Origin of the sequence: Micromonospora psammae, from assembly GCF_036902725.1 — a bacterium.
GTDB lineage: Bacteria > Actinomycetota > Actinomycetes > Mycobacteriales > Micromonosporaceae > Micromonospora.
On sequence record NZ_JBAKHM010000016.1, the window covers coordinates 40,342 to 60,903 of the forward strand.

At 75.3% G+C, this 20,562-nt stretch carries 19 protein-coding genes; 7 read left to right on the forward strand and 12 right to left on the reverse strand.

All coding sequences use genetic code 11. The features are described from left to right. The 4 genes from alr to V6U79_RS19240 all read right to left on the reverse strand — a co-directional run bounded on the left by alr (position 1) and on the right by V6U79_RS19240 (position 3,486). Complete coding sequence (gene alr / locus V6U79_RS19225) at positions 1-1,119, reverse strand: alanine racemase (protein WP_334529499.1); 1,119 nt, start codon at positions 1,117-1,119, stop codon at positions 1-3. Between the two features lie 45 nt (positions 1,120-1,164). Beyond that, positions 1,165-1,503, reverse strand: a complete 339-nt coding sequence (locus tag V6U79_RS19230; RefSeq protein WP_334529496.1) for a PepSY domain-containing protein — start codon at positions 1,501-1,503, stop codon at positions 1,165-1,167. 85 nt (positions 1,504-1,588) lie between these two features. Continuing rightward, positions 1,589-3,061 (reverse strand): NAD(P)H-hydrate dehydratase, encoded by a 1,473-nt coding sequence (locus tag V6U79_RS19235; protein ID WP_334615363.1) that lies wholly within the window; start codon positions 3,059-3,061, stop codon positions 1,589-1,591. Between the two features lie 56 nt (positions 3,062-3,117). Next, complete coding sequence (locus tag V6U79_RS19240) at positions 3,118-3,486, reverse strand: holo-ACP synthase (protein ID WP_334529490.1); 369 nt, start codon at positions 3,484-3,486, stop codon at positions 3,118-3,120. A 272-nt stretch (positions 3,487-3,758) separates the two neighbouring features. On the opposite strand from V6U79_RS19240, the gene V6U79_RS19245 reads away from it, so the two are divergent. Beyond that, positions 3,759-3,956, forward strand: a complete 198-nt coding sequence (locus V6U79_RS19245; RefSeq protein ID WP_334615364.1) for a hypothetical protein — start codon at positions 3,759-3,761, stop codon at positions 3,954-3,956. Continuing rightward, the gene (locus V6U79_RS19250; protein ID WP_334615365.1) at positions 3,953-5,518 is read left to right on the forward strand and encodes an alpha/beta hydrolase; all 1,566 of its coding nucleotides are present in this window, start codon (positions 3,953-3,955) and stop codon (positions 5,516-5,518) included. Before V6U79_RS19245 ends, V6U79_RS19250 begins: the two co-directional genes overlap by 4 nt. A 73-nt stretch (positions 5,519-5,591) precedes the next feature. On the opposite strand, the gene glmS is transcribed toward V6U79_RS19250, so the two are convergent. Beyond that, positions 5,592-7,505 carry a glutamine--fructose-6-phosphate transaminase (isomerizing) gene (gene glmS, locus V6U79_RS19255; RefSeq protein WP_334529471.1) on the reverse strand — a complete coding sequence of 638 codons (1,914 nt, stop codon included), beginning with the start codon at positions 7,503-7,505 and terminating at the stop codon, positions 5,592-5,594. A gap of 839 nt (positions 7,506-8,344) precedes the next feature. Here glmS and V6U79_RS19260 point away from each other — a divergent pair. The 3 genes from V6U79_RS19260 to V6U79_RS19270 are packed head-to-tail and all read left to right on the forward strand — an operon-like array spanning position 8,345 to position 11,262. Then, positions 8,345-8,926: an MmpS family transport accessory protein gene (locus V6U79_RS19260; RefSeq protein ID WP_334615366.1), complete on the forward strand. Its 582-nt coding sequence runs from the start codon at positions 8,345-8,347 to the stop codon at positions 8,924-8,926. A gap of 30 nt (positions 8,927-8,956) precedes the next feature. Then, the gene (locus V6U79_RS19265) at positions 8,957-10,153 is read left to right on the forward strand and encodes a pyridoxal phosphate-dependent aminotransferase (RefSeq protein WP_334529465.1); all 1,197 of its coding nucleotides are present in this window, start codon (positions 8,957-8,959) and stop codon (positions 10,151-10,153) included. Then, positions 10,150-11,262 (forward strand): threonine aldolase family protein, encoded by a 1,113-nt coding sequence (locus V6U79_RS19270; RefSeq protein ID WP_334615367.1) that lies wholly within the window; start codon positions 10,150-10,152, stop codon positions 11,260-11,262. Before V6U79_RS19265 ends, V6U79_RS19270 begins: the two co-directional genes overlap by 4 nt. Before the next feature lie 43 nt (positions 11,263-11,305). On the opposite strand, the gene glmM is transcribed toward V6U79_RS19270, so the two are convergent. The 7 genes from glmM to V6U79_RS19305 all read right to left on the reverse strand — a co-directional run bounded on the left by glmM (position 11,306) and on the right by V6U79_RS19305 (position 16,754). Next, positions 11,306-12,661 (reverse strand): phosphoglucosamine mutase, encoded by a 1,356-nt coding sequence (gene glmM, locus V6U79_RS19275; RefSeq protein WP_334529459.1) that lies wholly within the window; start codon positions 12,659-12,661, stop codon positions 11,306-11,308. 136 nt (positions 12,662-12,797) lie between these two features. Next, complete coding sequence (rpsI, locus tag V6U79_RS19280) at positions 12,798-13,262, reverse strand: 30S ribosomal protein S9 (RefSeq protein ID WP_334615369.1); 465 nt, start codon at positions 13,260-13,262, stop codon at positions 12,798-12,800. 20 nt (positions 13,263-13,282) lie between these two features. Beyond that, positions 13,283-13,726, reverse strand: coding sequence for a 50S ribosomal protein L13 (gene rplM, locus V6U79_RS19285; RefSeq protein ID WP_121399851.1), 444 nt, complete (start codon positions 13,724-13,726; stop codon positions 13,283-13,285). Between the two features lie 191 nt (positions 13,727-13,917). Then, on the reverse strand, positions 13,918-15,297 hold the full coding sequence (locus tag V6U79_RS19290) for a nitrate/nitrite transporter (RefSeq protein WP_442933797.1): 1,380 nt from the start codon (positions 15,295-15,297) through the stop codon (positions 13,918-13,920). A gap of 119 nt (positions 15,298-15,416) precedes the next feature. Beyond that, positions 15,417-15,734, reverse strand: coding sequence for a type II toxin-antitoxin system PemK/MazF family toxin (locus tag V6U79_RS19295; protein WP_334615370.1), 318 nt, complete (start codon positions 15,732-15,734; stop codon positions 15,417-15,419). Next, on the reverse strand, positions 15,700-15,957 hold the full coding sequence (locus tag V6U79_RS19300) for a DUF6364 family protein (protein WP_334529451.1): 258 nt from the start codon (positions 15,955-15,957) through the stop codon (positions 15,700-15,702). Before V6U79_RS19300 ends, V6U79_RS19295 begins: the two co-directional genes overlap by 35 nt. A 101-nt stretch (positions 15,958-16,058) precedes the next feature. Further along, complete coding sequence (locus tag V6U79_RS19305) at positions 16,059-16,754, reverse strand: class I SAM-dependent methyltransferase (RefSeq protein WP_334615371.1); 696 nt, start codon at positions 16,752-16,754, stop codon at positions 16,059-16,061. Positions 16,755-16,901: 147 nt separating this feature from the next. On the opposite strand from V6U79_RS19305, the gene V6U79_RS19310 reads away from it, so the two are divergent. Together V6U79_RS19310 and V6U79_RS19315 are read left to right on the forward strand one after the other, a co-directional pair. Beyond that, the gene (locus V6U79_RS19310) at positions 16,902-19,115 is read left to right on the forward strand and encodes a molybdopterin oxidoreductase family protein (protein ID WP_334615372.1); all 2,214 of its coding nucleotides are present in this window, start codon (positions 16,902-16,904) and stop codon (positions 19,113-19,115) included. Then, on the forward strand, positions 19,112-20,548 hold the full coding sequence (locus tag V6U79_RS19315) for an FAD-dependent oxidoreductase (RefSeq protein ID WP_334615373.1): 1,437 nt from the start codon (positions 19,112-19,114) through the stop codon (positions 20,546-20,548). Before V6U79_RS19310 ends, V6U79_RS19315 begins: the two co-directional genes overlap by 4 nt. Positions 20,549-20,562 lie beyond the last annotated feature (14 nt).

A 20,562-nucleotide genomic window follows, 5' to 3' on the forward strand; every position in this document is an offset into this window, starting at 1 on the left:
TCAACTCCGCTCGCCGTCGTAGACCCGGGGCACCCGCACCCCGCCGAACCGCGTGACGATCTCGTAGTTGATGGTGCCGACGGCCTCGGCCCAGTCGTCCGCGGTGGGCGCGCCGTCCGCCCCGTCGCCGAAGAGGGTGGCCACGTCCCCGGCAACCACCGGGTCGTCGCCGCAGTCCAGCACGAACTGGTCCATGCAGACCCGGCCGGAGATGGTCCGGCGCTTCCCGGCGAGCTGCACCGGGCCGACGTTCGAGGCGTGCCGGGGCACCCCGTCGGCGTAGCCGAGCGGGACCACGGCCAGGTTCGCCTCGCCGTCGGTGCGGTAGGTGTGGCCGTACGAGACGCCGGTGTCGGCCGGGACCCGCTTGGCCAGCATCACCCGGGCCCGGGCGGTCATCGCCGGGCGCAACCCGAACGTGTCACCGGCCACCGGCGAGAGGCCATACGTGGCGATGCCCGGGCGGACCAGGTCGAAGTGGGTGTCGGGGCGGGTCAGCGTGGCGGCCGAGTTGGCCAGGTGCCGGTAGCGCGGACGCAGGCCGGCCCGCTCGGCCATGGCCAGGCCCTCGTGGAAGACCGCCAACTGCCGGTCGGTGGTGGGGTGGCCGGGCAGGTCCGCGTACACGAAGTGGCTCCACACGCCGACCACCTCGACCAGGCCGTCGGCCTGGGCCTTCGCGGCGGCCTCCAGCAGGGTCGGCCAGTCCGCGACGGTGGCCCCGCCCCGCGACAACCCGGTGTCGATCTTGAGATGCAGCCGGACCGGCCGGTCCGCGCGGCGGCCCGCCTCCACCATCTCGGCCAGCTGCGGCAGGCTGGCGGCGGCCAGGTCCACCCCGGCCGCGACGCCCTCGTGCAGCGGCAGCCCGGGGGCGAGCAGCCAGGCCAGCACGGGCGCGGTGATCCCGGCCCCGCGCAGGGTCAACGCCTCGTCGAGCGTGCAGACGCCGAGCCAGTCGGCACCGGCGTCCAGCGCGGCACGGGCCGACGGGACCATGCCGTGGCCGTACCCGTCGGCCTTCACCACCGCCATCAGTTCGGCGCTGGTGCCCGCCCGGAGCCGGGCCACGTTGTCACGGATCGCGTCCAGATCGACGCGCACCTCGGCCTGCCACATGCGCCCAGCCTACTTGCCGGGTGATCACAGGACCGCGCTCCGGCCTCAGCCGCCGGACACGGTCCCGTCGATCGCGTCGACGTCGACCTCACCGACCCGCGCCCCGCGCAACGTCATCTCCCAGATCGGCCGGCCGTTCTCCTCGTCCAGCTCGGCCCGGGTCACCTGGCCGCCGAACCGGGCGGTGACGATCTCCGCGGCCCGGACGGCGTTCACCGGCCGGGGGCCGAACCGGGCGTCCAGCTCCGGGTCGATCCGCAGCTCGAAGGCGGGCCCGCCGGGCGGGGTGGCCACCCGGTCCCGGCCGTCCTTCGCCGTGGCGACGGCGGTCCCGGCCAGCAGCATGCCGCCGACGGCGACGCTCAGCAGGAGCGCTCTGCGCATGGTTCCTCCTCCGGTACGCGTGCGGCCGGCAGCGTCGCCCGACGCACCGCACGCCGGGGAGTACGGCTCCCGGCCCCGCCCCGGTTCAACGGAACAGCGGGGCCACCACCGGGCGCAGCGCGGCCGCCACGTCGGACGCGGTCACCGGCCCGCCCCGGGCCGCCTCCCGCCCGGCCGACCCGTGCAGGTACGCGGCGGCCGCCGCCGCCCGCTCCGGCGCCAGCCCGGCGGCGAGCAGCGAGCCGAGCAGCCCGGCGAGCACGTCGCCGGTCCCCCCGGTGGCCAGCGCGGCGGTGCCGGTCGGGTTGACGTACGCCCGCCCGTCCGGCGTGCCGATCACCGTCCGGTCCCCCTTGAGCAGCACCGTCGCGTTCATCCAGGCGGCCAGCCGCAGCGCGGCGGAGACCCGGTCCGCGCCGGGCTGCTCCCCGCAGAGCCGGGCGAACTCCCGGTCGTGCGGGGTGACCACGATCGGCGCGTCCCGGTCGCGCAGCCGACCGGCGAGGGAACCGTCCACCAGCAGGGTGAGGGCGTCCGCGTCGAGCACCACCGGCACCGGGGCGGCGAGCACCGCCCGCAGCTCGGCGGCGGCCTCCTCGCCGGTGCCGAGCCCGGAGCCGCAGACCCAGGCCTGCACCCGGCCGGCGTCGGCGACCCGGGAGGTGGCGATCGCCGACGGATGCTGGTGCAGCACCTCCGCGCGGGCCCCACCGGCGTAGCGGACCATGCCGGTCGGACCGGCCAGCGCGCCACCGACGGAGAGCACCGCCGCGCCCGGGTACGTCGCCGACCCGGTCGCCACCCCCACCACGCCCCGGGTGTACTTCTCCGAGGCGGCGCCGAGCCGCGGCCACCACTCGACGACGTCCGACCACTCGGTCACCCGCAGCGCCGGTGACCCGCGCAGCCACGGCGCCAATCCGATGTCGACCAGCTCGACGTGCCCGGCGAGGACGGCGGCCGGTCCGACCACCAGGGCGGGCTTGAGCGCGCCGAAGGCCACCGTCACGTCGGCGCGCACCGCGCTGGGGCGACCGGAGGCGGTCAGCGGCACGTGCCCGGTGTCCACCGCCACCCCGCTCGGCACGTCCACCGCCACCACCGTCGCCCGCGTGCCGTCGCGCCCGCAGTACCGCACCAGGCTGGCCGCGAGCTGCTCGGCAGTCTCCCGCAGCCCACCGGTGCCGCCGATCCCGACGATGCCGTCGAGCACCAGGTCGACCATGGCCGGGGGTCGGTCGACCAGCCGGCCGCCCGCGGCACGCAGGGCCGCCAGCCCCTCGGCGTGCGCCCGGCCGGGGGTCACCAGCAGCGCCGACACGGCGGCGCCGCGCCGGGCCAGCAGCGCCCCGGCGTACAGGGCGTCGCCGCCGTTGTCGCCGGTGCCGACCAGCAGCAGGACCCGGGAGCCGTACACCCCGCCCCGGTCGGCCAGCAGCAGCGCGCAGCGGCGGGCCAGCCCGGCGGCGGCCCGTTGCATCAGCGTGCCCGGCGGGAGCGTGGCCATCAGGCCGGCCTCCGCCGCGCGGACGTCCGCGACCCGCCACACCGGTTTCATGCCGACCCCGTCCTTCCCCTACCTGCGGGCGGCGCCGGTCGACCCGCCCGGTGGGATCACCGTTCGGCGACCACCATGGCCGACGCGATTCCGCCGTCGTGGGACAGCGAGAGGTGCCAGCGGTTGATCCCGCGTTCGGCGGCGGCGGCGGCCACCGTGCCGGAGACGGTCAGCCAGGGCCGGCCGTCCGGGTCGGGCACGATCTCGCAGTCGTGCCAGCTCAACCCGGCCGGGGCGCCGAGCGCCTTGGCCACCGCCTCCTTCGCGGCGAACCGGGCGGCCATCGACTCCCGGGACCGGGGGTTGCCGGACCGGGTGTACCGCTCCGCCTCGGTGAAGAGCCGGTCGGCGAGCAGCGGCGTCCGGGCCAGGGCCCGGGCGAACCGGTCCACCAGCACGACGTCGATGCCGACCGCGACGATCATCAGCTCACCCTACCGGCGGCCGGGGCGGCAGATTAGCCGCCGGCCACGCTGGGGGCAATGCCTGTGGAAAACCCTCGGGTACGACCACCGCCGGCTGTCCACAGGGCCTGTCCACCGCAGGTGGCGCCGCCTACCGTCGGCGGCGTCGAGGTGTCCGGCGGGAGGGGCGCGGGGATGGACGACGAACCGTTCGAGGTACGACCGGGGGTGCTGCGCGGGGTCGCGGGCGGGGTCGCCGACGAGGCGTACCGGCTGGCGCACGGGGTGGCGGCGTGCCGGGGCTGGTGGTGGCGGCGCCCGGGTGGCGGGCCGCCGCCGCCCTGGTCCGGCTGGAGTCGGCGGTGCACGCCTGGCACGGCGCGCTGGCCGCCCGGGTCGCCGAGGCCGCCGCCGGGCTGCGCACGGCCGCAGAGGAGTACGAGGCGGTGGACGAGCGGGCCGCCGGCCGGCTGACCGCCGTGCCGCGATGACCGGGTACGCGCAGCTCTGGGGCGCCTCACCGGGCGCGTGGGCCGGGGCCGCGGCGGCCTGGGGCGGGCTGACCGACCCGGTCGAGCGGCGCCGGGCCGGGTTGGGCGAGCGGGCGGCGGCCCTGCGCGACGGCTGGTCGGGCGGGGCCGCCACGGCCGCCGACGGGCGACTCGGCGCGTTCCGCGACGAGCTGGCCGGGCTGCTACCGGCAGTGCTGGAGATCGACCAGGTGCTCGCCGAGTTCGCCGGCCGGCTGCGGGTGGCGAAGGCCCGGCTCGCCGACGCGGTGGCGCTGGCCGACCGGACCGGGGTGGAGATCGACCGGCACGGCGGGGCGGCCGGCGCCGGTTCGGCGGCGGCGGCGGTGGACCAGGTGGCCGCGGCGCTGCGGGACGCGTTGGCGCTGGCCGACGCGGCCGACCGGGAGACGGCCGCCCGGCTGGACGAGCTCTCCGCCGCCGCCCGAGCCGGATGGACGGAGCCGCCGCCGCCCGGGCGGCCGGCCGCCGAGGCCGACCCGGCGGCGGTCCGGGCCTGGTGGGCGGGGCTCACCCCGGCGCAGCGGCGTTGGCTGACGGTGCACGAGTCGGGGCTGGTCGGCCGCCTAGACGGGGTGCCGGTCGCGGCCCGCGACCAGGCGAACCGGCTGCTGCTGGCCGGGCACCGGGAGGCGCTGCTCGCCGAGCGCCGGGAGCTGCTGGGCCGCTCCCCGCGCGGGGCGTGGGAGTTGGCGGCCCTGCGCCGGGTCGAGGAGCACCTCGGCGGCGTGGACGCGCTCGCCGGGCGGCTGGCGGCGGAGCGGACGCCCCGGCCGTACCTGCTGGGGCTGGACCCGAGGGGCGACGGGCGGGCGATCGTCGCGCTGGGCAACCCGGACCGGGCCGACCGGGTGCTGACGTACGTGCCGGGGATGACCGCCGACCTCGGCGACGCGCCGGGCGAGCTGAGCCGGGCCGGGCGGGTGCTCGCCAGGTGCGCCACCATCGCCCCCGGCGAGGAGACGGCGGCGGTCCTCTGGCTGGACTACGACGCGCCGGACTTCCTGCCCGAGGCGGCCCGCTCCACCCAGGCCACGGACGCCGCCCCGGCGCTGCACCGCTTCCAGGAGGGGTTGCGCGCCACCCACGAGGGCCCGCCGGCCCGGCAGACGGTGCTGGGGCACAGCTACGGGTCGGTGGTGGTGGGTGCCGCGGCCCGGGATCACGGGCTCGGCGCGGACGCGCTGGTCTTCGTCGGTTCGCCCGGCGTCGGGGTGGACCGGGCCGAGGCGTTGCGCCTGCCGCCCGGGCAGGTCTGGTCCAGCACCGCACCGGACGACGTGATCCGGTTGGTCGAGCCGCCCGGGCAGCTGGCCGGCCGGGCGGTGCTCGCGGCGTCCCCGCTGGCCACGGCCGTCTCGCTGCTCCGCCCGTCCGACCACGAGCTGTGGTTCGGGCACGATCCGAGCGATCCGGGCTTCGGCGGTCGCACCTTTCCCAGCGGCCGGTACGGCCACACCGGCTACTGGGAGCCCGGCAACCCGGCGCTGGACGGGATGGCCCGGATCGTGCTCGGCCGGTGAGTTCCCGCCCGGAGACGGACGGGCCCCGCCCGCCACTGACGCGGCGGGCGGGGCCCGGTTGACCGGTCGCGGCCTACTCGACGGTGACCGACTTCGCCAGGTTGCGGGGCTGGTCCACGTCGTGGCCCCGGGCGGCGGCGATCTCGGCGGCCAGCACCTGCAACGGCACGGTGGTGACCAGCGGGGCGAGCAGGGTCGGCGTCCGCGGCACGTAGATCAGGTGGTCGGCGTAGCGGACGACGGCCTGGTCGCCCTCCTCGGCGATCACGATGGTCCGGGCGCCCCGGGCGCGCACCTCCTGGATGTTGGAGACGACCTTGTCGTGCAGCATGCCCCGGCCCACCGGCGAGGGCACCACGCAGATCACCGGGGTGCCCTTGTCGATCAGCGAGATCGGGCCGTGCTTCAGCTCGCCGGCGGCGAAGCCCTCGGCGTGCATGTACGCCAACTCCTTGAGCTTCAGCGCGCCCTCCAGGGCCACCGGGTAGCCGACGTGCCGGCCGATGAAGAGCACGGTCGGCTCGGACTTCAGCTCGCGGGCCAGCTCGCGTACCGGCTCGATCCGGTCGAGCAGCTCGCGCAGCTTGCCCGGCATCTCCTGGAGCTGCGCGACCACCGCGCCGACCTCGTCGGCGAACTTGATCCCGCGCACCTGGGCCAGGTGCAGGCCGATCAGGTAGCAGGCGACCACCTGGGTGAGGAACGCCTTGGTGGAGGCGACCGCGATCTCCGGCCCGCCGTGGGTGTAGAGCACGGCGTCGGACTCGCGCGGGATGGTCGAGCCGTTGGTGTTGCAGATGGCCAGCACGCGGGCCTTCTGCTCCTTGGCGTGCCGCAGCGCCATCAGGGTGTCCATGGTCTCGCCGGACTGCGAGATCACCACGATCAGCGTGGACCGGTCGAGGACCGGGTCGCGGTAGCGGAACTCGCTGGCCAGCTCCACCTCGCAGGGGATCCGGGTCCAGTGCTCGATGGCGTACTTGGCGACCAGACCGGCATGGTAGGAGGTGCCGCAGGCCACGATGAAGATCTTGTCGACGTCGCGCAGGTCCTGGTCGCTGAGGCGGACCTCGTCGAGGGCGATCTCACCGGTCTCGGTGAGCCGGCCGAGCAGCGTGTCGGCGATCGCCTGCGGCTGCTCCTCGATCTCCTTGAGCATGAACCAGTCGTAGCCGCCCTTCTCCGCGGCGGAGGAGTCCCAGTCGATGTGGAAGTCCTTGCCGGCGGCGGGGTGCCCGGCGAAGTCGGTGATCTCGATGCTCTCGCCGGTGATCAGCACGATCTGGTCCTGGCCGAGCTCGACGGCCTCGCGGGTGTGCTCGATGAACGCGGCCACGTCGCTGGCGAGGTAGTTCTCGCCGTCGCCCCGGCCGACCACCAGCGGCGAGTTGCGCCGGGCGCCGACCACCGCGCCGGGGATGCCGGCGTCGACGGCGAGCAGGGTGAAGGCCCCTTCCAGCCGCTGGCAGACCACCCGCATCGCGGAGGCGAGCAGCTGCGGGCTGTCGACCTCGCCGGCGGAGCGCAGGTCGGCCAGCGCGGCGGAGAGGAGGTGGGCGGCGCACTCGGTGTCGGTGTCGCTGCTGAACTGGACGCCGTTCTCCTCCAGCTCCGCCCGGAGCTTCGCGAAGTTCTCGATGATGCCGTTGTGGATCACGGCGACCCGGCCGTCGGGGGCCAGGTGCGGGTGGGCGTTGCGGTCGGTCGGGCCGCCGTGGGTGGCCCAGCGGGTGTGCCCGATGCCGGTGGTGCCGTCGCCGATGCCGATCGGGCTGGCGGCGCAGTCCTCGGGGTTGCTGGCGGCGCGCTCGGAGAGGACCTTCTCCAGGTTGGCGAGCTTGCCGGCCTTCTTCTCGGTGAGCAGTTCGTCGTCGCAGACGATCGCCACGCCGGCCGAGTCGTAGCCGCGGTACTCCAGCCGCCGGAGTCCGTCGAGCACGATGCCGAGCGCCGGGCGCGAGCCGGCGTAACCCACGATTCCACACATGGCCAGCAGCCTAACCCAGTTCCGCTCATCTCGCGTGCGCAGAAGCCGGGTAAACAAGCACTGAATTTGAGCGATCGGCTTGCGAGGAGCGTCCCGAGGACGATCGGCGCGATCGGGACGGGGCGGGCCGGCGGGGGCGGGGTTGCGGGGGCGGACACCCGTGCGACACGCTCTCGACCGATCCGGCACGTCCCTGGGACGGCCCGCTCGTCCCATCCCTCCCGCCTCCCGGAGCTGCCATGTCCGACGCGTCCACCGGCCCGGAGCCGTCCCCGGCGGCTCCACCGCCGGACCCGACCGCCCCGCCGACCAGCTCGCCGTACGCCTGGATGCCCCCGGACCCGCTGGCCGCGCCGGATCCACTGGCGGGCGGCGCGCCCTGGGCCGCGCCCGTGCCGTGGATGCCCCCCCCGCCGACCGGCCCGACGGCCGCGCCGGCCCCCGCCGCCACGGGCACACCCGCCGGACCGACCCTCGACCCGCCGCCCCCGCTCGACCCGGGCACGCCGTGGGCACCGTCGACCAACCCCACCCCCGGCACGCCGTGGACGGCGCCGTCTCCCGACCCGGCCACCCCCGGCACGCCGTGGACCCCGCCGTCGACGGGTCCGGCCAGCCCGGCCCCCGGGACGCCGTGGACGGCGCCCTCGACCGACCCGGCCCGGCCCGCTTCCGGGACGCCGTGGACACCGCCGTCGGCCGGTCCCGGGACACCGGCCCCGGCGGGGCCGTCGTCGCCCGCGGCGCGCCCGGTCCGGCCGGCCCGGCCCCAGGACTGGATCGGCGTCGGGGCGCCGCCAGCGCCGGGCCACCCGGGCTTGCCGCTACCGGGCGGCCCGGTGGCGGGACGACCGGGCTGGCCGCCACCGGGCTACCCGCCGCCGTACGCCTCGGGGCCCCCGGCGGGGGGCTCCGGCTCTTCCGGACGGGTGGTGGGCGTGGTGGTCGGCGTCGTCGTGGCGCTCACCCTCGCCGTCTGCGGCTGCCTCGGCGTGGGCGGCGTGCTGCTGGGCCGGTACGCCGATCCGGTCGCCGAGGAGCCCTACCCCGACCCGTACGACTACGAGGAGGAGGACGTCCCCGAGGCGACCTGGACCCCGCCCCCGCCCGTCCAACCCGCCCAGCCGGCCGTCACCCCGTCCACCGGCGCGGGCCGGTTCGGCGTGCGGTACGAGGTCACCGGGGCGACCCGGGCCGACATCCAGTACTACGACGCCAACGGCGACTTCATCCACCTGGAGGCGGTCCCGCTGCCCTGGCGCAGGTCGATCCGCACCGACGACCCGAACCGGGTGATCGTGATCGCGACGGCGGAGGACGACGGCCGGCGGGTGCGCTGTTCCACCACGGTGGCGGGTCGGCCGCCGGTGGTCGAGACGGCGGAGGGCTCGGGCTGGCGGGTCACCTGTGCGGGCTCGTGACCGGCGTGCTCGGACCGTAGGCTGGCGCAGGTGACGACGCCCACCGATGTCGACCCGCTCGTGGCCCGGATGCGTCCGTTCGGGACGACGATCTTCGCCGAGATGTCCGCGCTCGCCGTCCGCACCGGCGCGGTCAACCTGGGCCAGGGCTTCCCGGACAGCGACGGCCCGCCGGAGATGCTCGCCGCCGCGGCCGAGGCGCTGCGCACCGGGCAGAACCAGTACCCGCCCGGCCCGGGCATCCCGGCGCTGCGCGCGGCCGTCGCCGACCACCAGCGCCGCTTCCACGGCCTGACGTACGACCCGGACGGCGAGATCGTGGTCACCGCCGGCGCCACCGAGGCGGTCGCCGCCGCCATCCTCGCGCTCTGCGAGCCGGGCGACGAGGTGATCTGCTTCGAGCCGTACTACGACTCGTACGCCGCCTCGATCGCACTGGCCGGCGCGGTGCGGCGGCCGGTGACGCTGCGCCCGGGCGGCGACGGCCGGTACGCCTTCGACCCGGCGGCGCTGCGCGCCGCGTTCGGTCCCCGGACCCGGCTGGTGCTGCTCAACTCCCCGCACAACCCGACCGGCAAGGTCTTCACCCCGGAGGAGTTGGCGCTGGTCGCCGAGCTCTGCCGGGAGCACGAGGCGTACGCGGTCACCGACGAGGTGTACGAGCATCTGGTCTTCACCGACGCCGCCGCGCCGCACGTGCCGCTGGCCACCCTGCCGGGGATGCGGGAGCGGACCCTGCGCATCTCCTCGGCCGGCAAGACCTTCTCCTGCACGGGTTGGAAGGTGGGCTGGGTGAGCGGGCCGGCGGCGCTGGTCTCGGCGGTGCTGCGGGTCAAGCAGTTCCTCACCTTCGTCAACGCGGCGCCGCTGCAACCGGCGGTCGCCGTCGCGCTGGCCCTGCCCGACGCCTACTTCACCGGTTTCCGGGACGACCTGCAACGACGCCGGGACCAGCTGGTGGCCGGTCTCACCGACGCCGGCTTCGAGGTCCTGACCCCGGAGGGGACGTACTTCGTCACCGCCGACGTGACCGCGCTGGGCGGTCGGGACGGGGTGGAGTTCTGCCGGTCGCTGCCGGAGCGGTGCGGGGTGGTCGCGGTGCCCACCCAGGTCTTCTACGACGACCCGGAGGCCGGCCGTCGGCTGATCCGCTTCGCGTTCTGCAAGCGCCCCGACGTGCTCACCGAGGCGGTCACCCGGCTGCGCGGCCTCGCGGGCGCCCGATGAGCGACCCGTCCACCGCACGGCTGCGCCGGCTGAGCGCGCTGCGCGGCTGCGACCGGGCGCTGGCCGGGAAGCGGCCGGTGACGGTCGCCGAGCAGCTCGCCGTCCTGCGGGCCACCGCCGAGCCGGACGCCCTGCCGGACCTCTACGGCGAGGGCGGCGCGGTGCGGGCGGTGGAGCGTCGGGTCGCCGAACTGCTCGGCGCCGGGGCGGTGGCCTTCTTCCCCACCGGCACGATGGCCCAGCAGGTCGCCATGCGCTACGGCGCGGAGGTGACCGGCCGGGACGCGGTGGGCCTGCACCCGCTCAGCCACCCGCTGGTGCACGAGGGGGACGCGTACGCGGTGCTCGGCGGCCTGCGTGCGGTGCTCACCACCCGGGCGGCGCGCAACCCGGACGCCGGGGAGGTGGCGGCGCTCGCCGAGCCGATCGGCACGCTGCTGCTGGAGCTGCCGTTGCGCGACGCCGGTTTCGTGCTGCCGGACTGGGACGAGCTGGTCGCCACGGTGGCGGCGGCCCGGGAACGGGGTGCCCGGGTGCACCTGGACGGCGCCCGGCTGTGGGAGTCCACCCCGCACCTGGGGCGGTCGCCGGTCGAGGTCGCGGCGCTGGCGGACAGCGTCTACGTCTCGTTCTACAAGTCCCTCGGCGGCATCTCCGGCGCGGCGCTGGCCGGCGACGACGAGTTGATCCGCTACGCCCGCGTCTGGCGGCACCGGTACGGCGGGCAGCTGTTCCAGCAGTGGCCGGCCGCGCTGGCCGCGCTCGCCGGGCTGGAGCACGAGCTGCCCCGGCTGCCGGGATACGTGACGCACGCGCGTACCGTCGCCGCGGCCCTGGCGGAGCTGCCCGGCGCCCGGGTGTTCCCCACGCCTCCGCACACCCACCAGTTCCGGTTCTGGCTGCCGTACCCGGCCGAGCTGCTGGACGAGGTCAACCTCGCCCTGGCCGAGGAGGAGAAGACCTGGTTCGTCGGCGGCTGGCGGGACACCGAGGTACCGGGCCTGGCGATGGCGGAGGTGACGGTCGCCGGCCCGGCCCTGGAGTTCGACGCCGGTCAGGTGGTCGAGCTGGGTGAGCGTTTCCTGCGCCGGGTGTCGACGACGACCTGACCGTCGACACCCGGCCGCACCGGATGGTGCCGGCGCGCGGAGGTCAGGTGGCCGGGCTGGCGGTGCGGACCTGCTCGGCGATCCGCTCGGCCACCGACCGGGCGGTCGACTCGGTCGCGGCCTCCACCATGACCCGCACCAGCGGCTCGGTGCCGGACGGGCGCAGCAGCACCCGGCCGGTCTCGCCCAGCTCGGCCTCGGCCCGCTCGACCTCGGCCCGCACGGCGGGCGCGGCCGCGCCGGCGGTACGGTCACCGACCGGCACGTTGATCAGCACCTGCGGCAGCTTGGCCACGACGGCGCCCAGCTCGGCCAGGGACCTGCCGGTGGCCGCCATCCGCGACATCAGGTGCAGGCCGGTGAGCACCCCGTCGCCGGTGGTGGCGTACGCCGGCATCACGATGTGGCCGCTCTGCTCGCCACCCAGGGCGAGGCCGCCCGCGCGCAGCTCCTCCAGGACGTACCGGTCGCCGACCTTGGTCTCGACCAGCCGGATGCCCTCGGCGGACATCGCCAGGCGCAGGCCGAGGTTGCTCATCACGGTCGCGACCAGGGTGTCCTGGGTGAGCGTGCCGGCCTCCCGCATGGCCAGGGCGAGGATCGCCATCAGCTGGTCGCCGTCGATCTCCTCGCCGTCGGCGGTCACCGCGACGCAGCGGTCGGCGTCGCCGTCGTGGGCGATGCCCAGGTGGGCGCCGTGCTCGACCACCGCGGCGCGCAGCGCGTCGGTGTGGTTGGAGCCACAGTCGTCGTTGATGTTGAGGCCGTCGGGCTCGGCGTTGATCGCGATGACCTCGGCGCCCGCCTCGCGGTACGCCACCGGCGCCACCTCGGCGGCCGCGCCGTTGGCGCAGTCCACCACGACCTTGATCCCGTCGAGGCGGTGCGACAGCGTGCTGGTCAGGTGCTGCACGTAGTGGTCGGCGCCGTCGAGCAGGTCGTGCACCCGGCCGACGCCCGCGCCGACCGGCCGCTCCCAGGCGGTGGTGGCGTTCGCCTCGACGGCGGCCTCGATCCGCATCTCGATCTCGTCCGGCAGCTTGTGCCCGCCGGCGGCGAAGAGCTTGATGCCGTTGTCCGGCATCGGGTTGTGTGACGCGGAGAGCATCACACCCAGGTCGGCCTTGGCCTCGGCGGTGAGGAACGCCACCGCCGGGGTGGGCAGCACGCCTACCCGGACCACGTTGGCGCCGGCGCTGGTGAGCCCGGCCACCACCGCGGCCTCCAGCATCTCGCCGCTGGCCCGGGTGTCCCGCCCGACCACCGCCAGCGGGGGATGGCTCCGGTCCGACTCGGCCAACGTGTGGGCGGCGGCCACCGCCACCGCGAGCGCCAACTCGGGGGTGAGATCCAGGTTCGCTCGCCCGCGTACGCCGTCCGTGCCGAACAACCGCCCCATACCCGCCAACCTCCGGTGAAACTGCCGCTGAGATGACAATGCCGATGTAACGGCGAAAGCGGAACGGCCGGGCCCACCTCCCGCGAAGGGAGGCGGACCCGGCCGTTCCGTCAGAAGTACAACGTGCCGCTGATGATCAGCGCTTCGAGTACTGAGGAGCCTTACGGGCCTTCTTGAGGCCGTACTTCTTGCTCTCCTTGACCCGGGCGTCACGGGTCAGGAAGCCGGCCTTCTTCAGGGCCGGGCGGTCGTCCGGCTCGTTGACGATCAGCGCCCGGGCGATGGCCAGCCGCAGCGCACCGGCCTGGCCGGTGGTGCCGCCGCCACGCAGGTTGGCGATGACGTCGAACGACTCGGGCTTCTCGGCGGTGACCAGCGGGTCCTTGATGAGCTGCTGGTGCACCTTGCTCGGGAAGTAGGCCTCGAGGTCACGGCCGTTGCAGGTGATCTTGCCACTGCCCGGGACGATGCGGACCCGGACGATGGCCTCCTTGCGCCGACCCACGGTCTGGATCGGGCGGTCACCACGCGGCGCGCGGGCGACGGGCGCCGGCGCCTCGGTGGCCTCGGGGGCAACCTCGGTCTCGGTGATGTCGGTCATGCTGCTTCCTTCGCCCGCGCTCACTGCGCGATCTGCTTGATCTCGAACGGCACCGGCTGCTGCGCGCCGTGCGGGTGCTCGGCACCGGCGTAGACCTTCAGCTTCTTGATCAGCTGACGGCCGAGCTTGTTGTGCGGGAGCATGCCCTTGACGGCCAGCTCGATGGCCCGCTCGGGGCGCTTGGTCAGCAGCTCGTCGTAGCCGACCTGCTTGAGGCCACCCGGGTAACCGGAGTGGCGGTAGGCAACCTTGGTCTGACGCTTGTTGCCGGTCAACGCGACCTTGCCCGCGTTCACGATGACGACGAAGTCGCCCGTGTCGACGTGCGGCGCGAAAGTCGGCTTGTGCTTGCCGCGCAGCAGCGTGGCGGCGTGGGTGGCCAGGCGGCCCAGCACGACATCAGAGGCGTCGATAACGTGCCACTGACGCTCGATCTCACCCGGCTTCGGGCTGTACGTACGCACAGGTCTACCTTGTCTCGTCGTCGGTCTGGGGTCGCGCGCCGAGGTGACCAGGCGCGCACGAACGACCAAGCGTACCTGATGCGGCACGCCTCTGGATGTCGTACAACAGCAGGCAACGATACCCGCCGCCCCGTCGGCAGGTCAAAACGGGGGGTCACCCAGCGTGGCTTGCGTTGTGTCGATGGTACAGGTCACACCCCGGCCAGCCGACGCGGGCCCGGTCGCAGGTACACCGCCCAGGTCAGACCGAAGCAGAGCGCGTACCAGCCGATGAAGGCCAGGTAGGCCGCCTCGGCGTTGCCGGAGGTCAGGAAGGACTGCCGGAAGGCCACGTTGACCAGCACGCCACCGGAGGCCCCGACCGCGCCGGCGATGCCGATCAGCGCCCCGGAGAGCCGTCGGGCCCGCCGGGCGGCCGCCTCCGGGTCACCGGTCAGCTCCGCCTCGCCGGCCGCCCGGGCCCGGAAGATCGCCGGGATCATCTTGTACGTGGACCCGTTGCCCACCCCGGAGAAGACGAAGAGCGACAGGAAGCCGGTCAGGTAGAGCGGGAAGGAGCGCTCGCGGGCGGCGTACAGCACCAGTCCGGCGCCGGCCGCCATCGCGACGAAGTTCCAGAAGGTGACCCGGGCGCCGCCGAGGCGGTCGGCGAGCTGCCCACCCACCGGCCGGATGAGCGAGCCGATCAGCGGGCCGAGGAAGGTCAGCCAGGCGGCGTCGATCGGGGTGGGGAAGCGCTCGGCGAACTGGAGCTGGAGCACCTGCCCGAAGGCGAAGCCGAACCCGATGAACGAGCCGAAGGTGCCGATGTAGAGCAGCGACATCACCCAGGTGTGCGGCTCCCGGGCGGCCTCCCGCAGCGCGCCCGGCTCGTTGCGGGCGTTCGGCAGGTTGTCCAGCCAGCGGGCCGAGGCCAGCGCGGCCAGCACGATCAGCGGCAGGTAGACCGCGGGCACCAGCCGGGGGTACGCCGCTCCGGCGGTGGCCAGCACCGCCAGCCCGACCAGCTGCACCGCCGGCACGCCCAGGTTGCCGCCGCCGGCGTTGAGCCCGAGCGCCCGCCCCTTGAGCCGGTCCGGGAAGAAGAGGTTGATGTTGGCCATGGAGGAGGCGAAGTTGCCGCCGCCGACGCCGGTGAGGCAGGCCAGCACCATCAGGGTGGGGTACGACACCCCCGGTTCCAGCAGGATCGTCATCGGCACCGCCGGCAGCAGCAGCATCAGGGCGCTGACGATGGTCCAGTTCCGCCCGCCGAAGCGCGCCACGGCCAGCGTGTAGGGCAGCCGCAGCACCGCCCCCAGCGCGGCCGGCACGGCGGTGAGCAGGAACTTCCCGGCCGGGTCGATGCCGTAGGCGGGGCCGAGGAAGAGGACCGTGACCGACCACAGGCTCCACACGGAGAACCCGACGTGCTCGGCGAAGATCGACACCCAGAGGTTGCGGCAGGCGATCCGGGCTCCGGTCGTACGCCAGAACGTGGGGTCCTCGGGGCGCCACTGCTCGATACGGTGCGGACGCCCGGCGGCGGGCGGGTCGGCGGTGACGGCGGTCGTGGGGGCGAGCGTGCTCACGGCGGCTCCTCCTCGTCGGTGTGCCGAGGAGGTTAGGAACGCCGGATTACCCGGCCGTGCCCGTGACGGGTCGTTCCGGAAACGGGAATCGCACGACGGCCGGCGGGCGGTGGTGAGGGTCAGAGCTGCTGGAGGATGCGCAGCGCCCGGTCGACCCGCTGCATGGTCTCGGCGTCGGTGACGTCGACGCACTCGGTGAACCACTTCTTCATCGGCGAGGAGAGCCGGTCGGGCATCACCACCCAGCGGCCCATCGGGACGGCCAGCGGGGAGTCGCGCAGCAACGACTCGTCGACCACCTCGACGACGATCACGATCGGCACGTCGGTGGAGTTGTAGACGTCGGAGCTGACCACCAGCCCGAGCCGTTCACGAGCGCCCTCGATGCGCCAGATCTCCCCCCTACGCAGCACGCGGCCGACCGCCGAAGAGGACATCGTCGACCATGCCGACCTCGCGGGCGTCGGCGATCGCGGCGGACTCCAGGTCCAGCCCGGCCCGGGCGACCGCCGCGGCGTGCGCGGTGAAGACCTCGCGGAGCGCCTTCTCCCGGGCCGCCTGGTCCATCCACGCGGAGAGGGAGAGCCCCTCGCGCTTGGCGAACCGGCGTGCCTCCTCGATCGTCTCGTCGGAGAACGACAGGGTCACCTTGGCAGTCATGCCGGGAAGACTACCCAAAGGTATGACCGCCAGTCATCCCGCTTCGCGCCGGTCGGTCAACGGCCCAAAACGCCTCGTCCGGAGCGGGCCGGCCGGCGGGCTCAGGCTCGCCGGCCGCCGAGGACGGCGAAGCGCCACGACTTGAAGAAGCAGTCGACGTCGACCAGCCCGGCCTCGGCGAGCCACCGGCACTGGTCGGCCACCGGCGCCGGCCGGTCGTGCCGCATCCGCTCCCGGGCGGCGGCCAGCTCGGCGTCCTCGGAACCGAGGGCGGTGGCCCGGGCCACCCAGACCTCGTCGTACCGGCGGTCGAGGGCGGGGGTGGGGCCGGCCACCTGCTCGGCGTTGACGAACACCCCGCCGGGCACCAGCGTGTCGGCGGCCCGCCGGTAGAGCGCCCGCTTGCCCGCGTCGTCGAGATGGTGGATGGCGAGCGCGGAGACCACCGCGTCGTACCGGCCCTCGGGCAGCGGGTCGGTCAGGTCGGCCAGCACCGTGCGGTGCGCCACGCCCCTGGCGGTCAACCGGTCGGCGGCCGCCGCGAGCATCCGCGGCGCGGCGTCCACCAGGGTCACCCGCACTCCCGGCACCGCCGCCGTCAGCAGCAGCGAGAGCAGCCCGGTGCCCGCGCCCAGGTCCAGCACCCACGGGGTACGCCCTGACTCCAGTGCCGCCCGCAGCGGTGGCGCGGCCACCTCGACCGCCGTGCCGTAGAAGTCGTCGAAGCAGGGCACGAGGCGCCGCCGCGCCTCGTCGTAGGTGCCCGCCACCGCGTCGAACGCCGCCGCCACATCCATCGGGGCCTCCCAGAATATGAGAAAACTGTCTCATATTGTAGGCCCCGCGGACCGGCCCCGCGCCCCCGTGAGGTGTGAGCCGCTCTTGACAGGACCGAAACAGCGGGGACCCGGAGCGGAAACCGCCCGGCGGCACGCTTCCCAGGCATGACAGAACGTGCCCGCTCCGCGACGCAGCCGGGGGTCGCACCCCGGGATGCGGAGACGCACTGCCCGTACTGCGCGTTGCAGTGCGGGATGGTCCTGCGGGACACCGGTGAGCGGGTCGAGGTGCTCCCCCGGCAGTTCCCCACCAACCGGGGCGGGCTCTGCCAGAAGGGCTGGACCGCCGCCGAGCTGCTGGACCATCCCGAACGGCTGACCACCCCGCTGCTGCGCGAGCCCGGTGGCGAGCTGCGCCCGGCCGGCTGGGACGAGGCGATGGCGCGGGTCGCCACCGGCATCCGGACCGTCCAGGCGGGACACGGACGGGACGCCGTCGCCGTCTTCGGCGGCGGCGGGCTCACCAACGAGAAGGCGTACGCCCTGGGCAAGTTCGCCCGGGTCGCGCTCCGGACCCGGCACATCGACTACAACGGCCGGTGGTGCATGTCCTCGGCCGCCGCGGCCGGCATCCGGGCCTTCGGCGTCGACCGGGGCCTGCCGTTCCCGCTGGCCGACCTCGGCCGGGCGCGGACCCTCCTGCTGGTCGGGGCCAACCCGGCGGAGACCATGCCGCCGCTGATGCGCCACCTGGCCGACCAGCGGCAGCGCGGTGGACGGCTGATCGTGATCGACCCCCGGGTGACCGCCACCGCCCGCCAGGCCGACCTGCACCTGCAACCGCTGCCCGGCACCGACCTCGCGGTGGCCAACGCGCTGCTGCACATCGCGCTCACCGAAGGGCTGGTCGACCGGGCCTACGTCGCCGCCCGTACCGAGGGCTTCGAGGAGGTGCGTCGCACGGTGGCCGGGTACTGGCCGGCCGAGGTCGAGCGGCTCTCCGGAGTCCCGGTCGCCGACCTGGAGGCGACCGCCCGGGCGCTGGGCACCGCCGACAGCGCGATCATCCTGACCGCTCGGGGCGCGGAACAGCACGCCAAGGGCGTCGACACCGTCAGCGCCTTCGTCAACCTGGCGCTCGCCCTCGGCCTGCCCGGCCGCCCCGGCTCCGGGTACGGCTGCCTCACCGGTCAGGGCAACGGACAGGGCGGCCGGGAGCACGGGCAGAAGGCCGACCAGCTGCCCGGCTACCGGAGGATCGACGACCCGGCGGCCCGCGCCCACGTGGCCGGGGTCTGGGGCGTCGACCCCGACGAGCTGCCCGGCCCCGGCGTGCCGGCGTACCGGTTGCTGGACTCGCTCGGCACCCCCGACGGACCACGGGCCCTGCTGGTCTTCGGCTCCAATCCGGTGGTCTCGGCCCCCCGCGCCGCCCGGATCACCGACCGGCTGCGCGGGCTGGACCTGCTGGTGGTCGCCGACTTCCTGCTCTCCGAGACGGCCGCGCTGGCCGACGTGGTGCTGCCGGTCGCCCAGTGGGCGGAGGAGGACGGCACGATGACCAACCTGGAGGGCCGGGTGCTGCGCCGCCGCGCGCTGCGCCCGCCGCCCCCCGGGGTCCGCACCGACCTGGCCGTCCTCGCCGACCTCGCCGCCCGCCTGGAAGCGGGGGCCCAAGGCACTCCCCTCGCGCAGGGCAAGGGCCCCCGGCCATCACCCCGCCCGGCCGGGGAGCCGGCGGCGGGCGGCGGGGCGGCAGCCGGCCACGGGCCGGCAGCGGAGCCGTTCCCGACCGACCCACGGGTGGTCTTCGCCGAGCTGCGCCGGGCCTCGGCCGGTGGCCCGGCCGACTACGCCGGGGTGAGCTGGGAGCGGATCGAGCGGGACGAGGGCGTCTTCTGGCCCTGCCCGGACCCGGACGGGCCGGACACACCTCGGCTCTTCGCCGACACCTTCCCCACCCCGGACGGCCGGGCCCGGTTCCACCCGGTGACCCACCGGCCCGCCGCCGAGGAGGTCTGCGCGGAGTACCCGCTGCACTTCACCACCGGGCGGGTGCTGGCGCAGTACCAGTCCGGCACCCAGACCCGGCGGGTCGACGCGCTGCGCCGGGCCGCCCCGGGCGCCTTCGTCGAGCTGCACCCCGACCTGGCCGACCGGCTCGGGGTGGCCGACGGCGACGAGGTGCGGGTCACCTCCCGCCGCGGCGAGCTGCGCGCGCCGGCCCGGCTCAGCACCGGGATCCGGTCGGACACCGTCTTCGCGCCGTTCCACTGGGCCGGCGCGGCCCGGGCGAACTCGGTCACCAACGACGCGGTCGACCCGATCTCCGGGATGCCCGAATTCAAGATCTGTGCCGTCCGGGTGGAGAAGGCATGAGCGGAAACGTGGTCATCGTCGGGTACGGCATGGCCGGCTCCCGGCTCGCCGCGGAGCTGCACGCCCGCGACGGCGACCGGAAGGTCACCGTGCTCGGGGCGGAACCGCACCGGGCGTACAACCGGATCATGCTCTCCACCCTGCTCGCGGGGAAGATCGGCGAGCCGGACGTGGAGCTGGCCGAGGTCGCCGGGCAGGGCACCGACGTGCGGACCGGGATCGCCGCCGTCGCGGTCGACCGGGCGGCACGCGAGGTCCGCACCGACGACGGCGACCGGATCTCCTACGACCACCTGGTGCTCGCCACCGGCAGCCGGGCCGTGGTGCCGCCGCTGCCCGGCCTGGACCCGGCCGACCTGCCGGAGCGGGTGGTCCCCTTCCGCACCCTGGCGGACTGCCGGCGGATCCTCGCCGCGGCCGAGGGCGCGCGCAGCGCGCTGGTGCTCGGCGGCGGACTGCTCGGGCTGGAGGCGGCCCGCGGGCTCGCCGCCCGGGGGCTCGACGTCGGCGTGGTGCACCCCCTGCCGTACCTGATGGAACGCCAGCTCGACCCGGCCGGCGCCGCCGTCCTGGCCGGCACCCTCGCTGGCCTCGGGGTGACCACCCACCTGGCGGTCGCGGCCACCGGGGTGACCGCGACCGGCAACCAGATCCGCCTCGACCTGGCCGACGGCCGCTCGCTCACCGCCGACCTCCTGGTGATCTCCTGCGGGGTACGCCCCGAGACCGCCCTGGCCGCCGCCGCCGGACTGGCGGTGCAGCGGGGGGTGGTGGTCGACGACCGGCTGCGCACCAGCGACCCGCACATCTCGGCGATCGGCGACTGCGCCCAGCACGACGGCGCGGTGAGCGGGCTCGTCGCCCCGGCCTGGGCACAGGCCCGGGTGGTGGCGCAGCTGGTCACCGGGGAGGACCCGGCGGCCCGGTACCGGCCCCGGCCGGTGGTGACCCGACTCAAGGCGGCCGGCGTCGACCTGGCCGCGATGGGCGACCCGACCGGTGGGCCCGGCGAGGAGCTGACCTTCACCGACCCGGCTCGGGGCACGTACGCCCGGCTGCGCATCCACGACGAACGGCTGACCGCCGCGATCCTGCTCGGCGACAACCCGTCGGTCGGCACGGTGGTGCAGCTCTTCGACCGGGGCGGACCGGTCCCGGCGGACCGCCGGGCGCTGCTGCTCGGCCGCTCCCTCGGCGCGACCGCGGCGGCCCCCGCCCAGTCCCCGGCGCTGATGCCGGACGCGGCGACCGTCTGCCAGTGCAACGACGTCAGCAAGGGCGCGCTGGTGGGCTGCTGGCGCGCCGGGGCCCGGACGGTCGACGACGTGGTCGCCTCGACCCGGGCCGGCACCGGCTGCGGCGGCTGCCGGGAGGCGGTCGCCGGCATCGTCGGCTGGCTGTCCGAAGTGGATTCCGTGGAGGTGACCGGATGACCGAACAGACACCC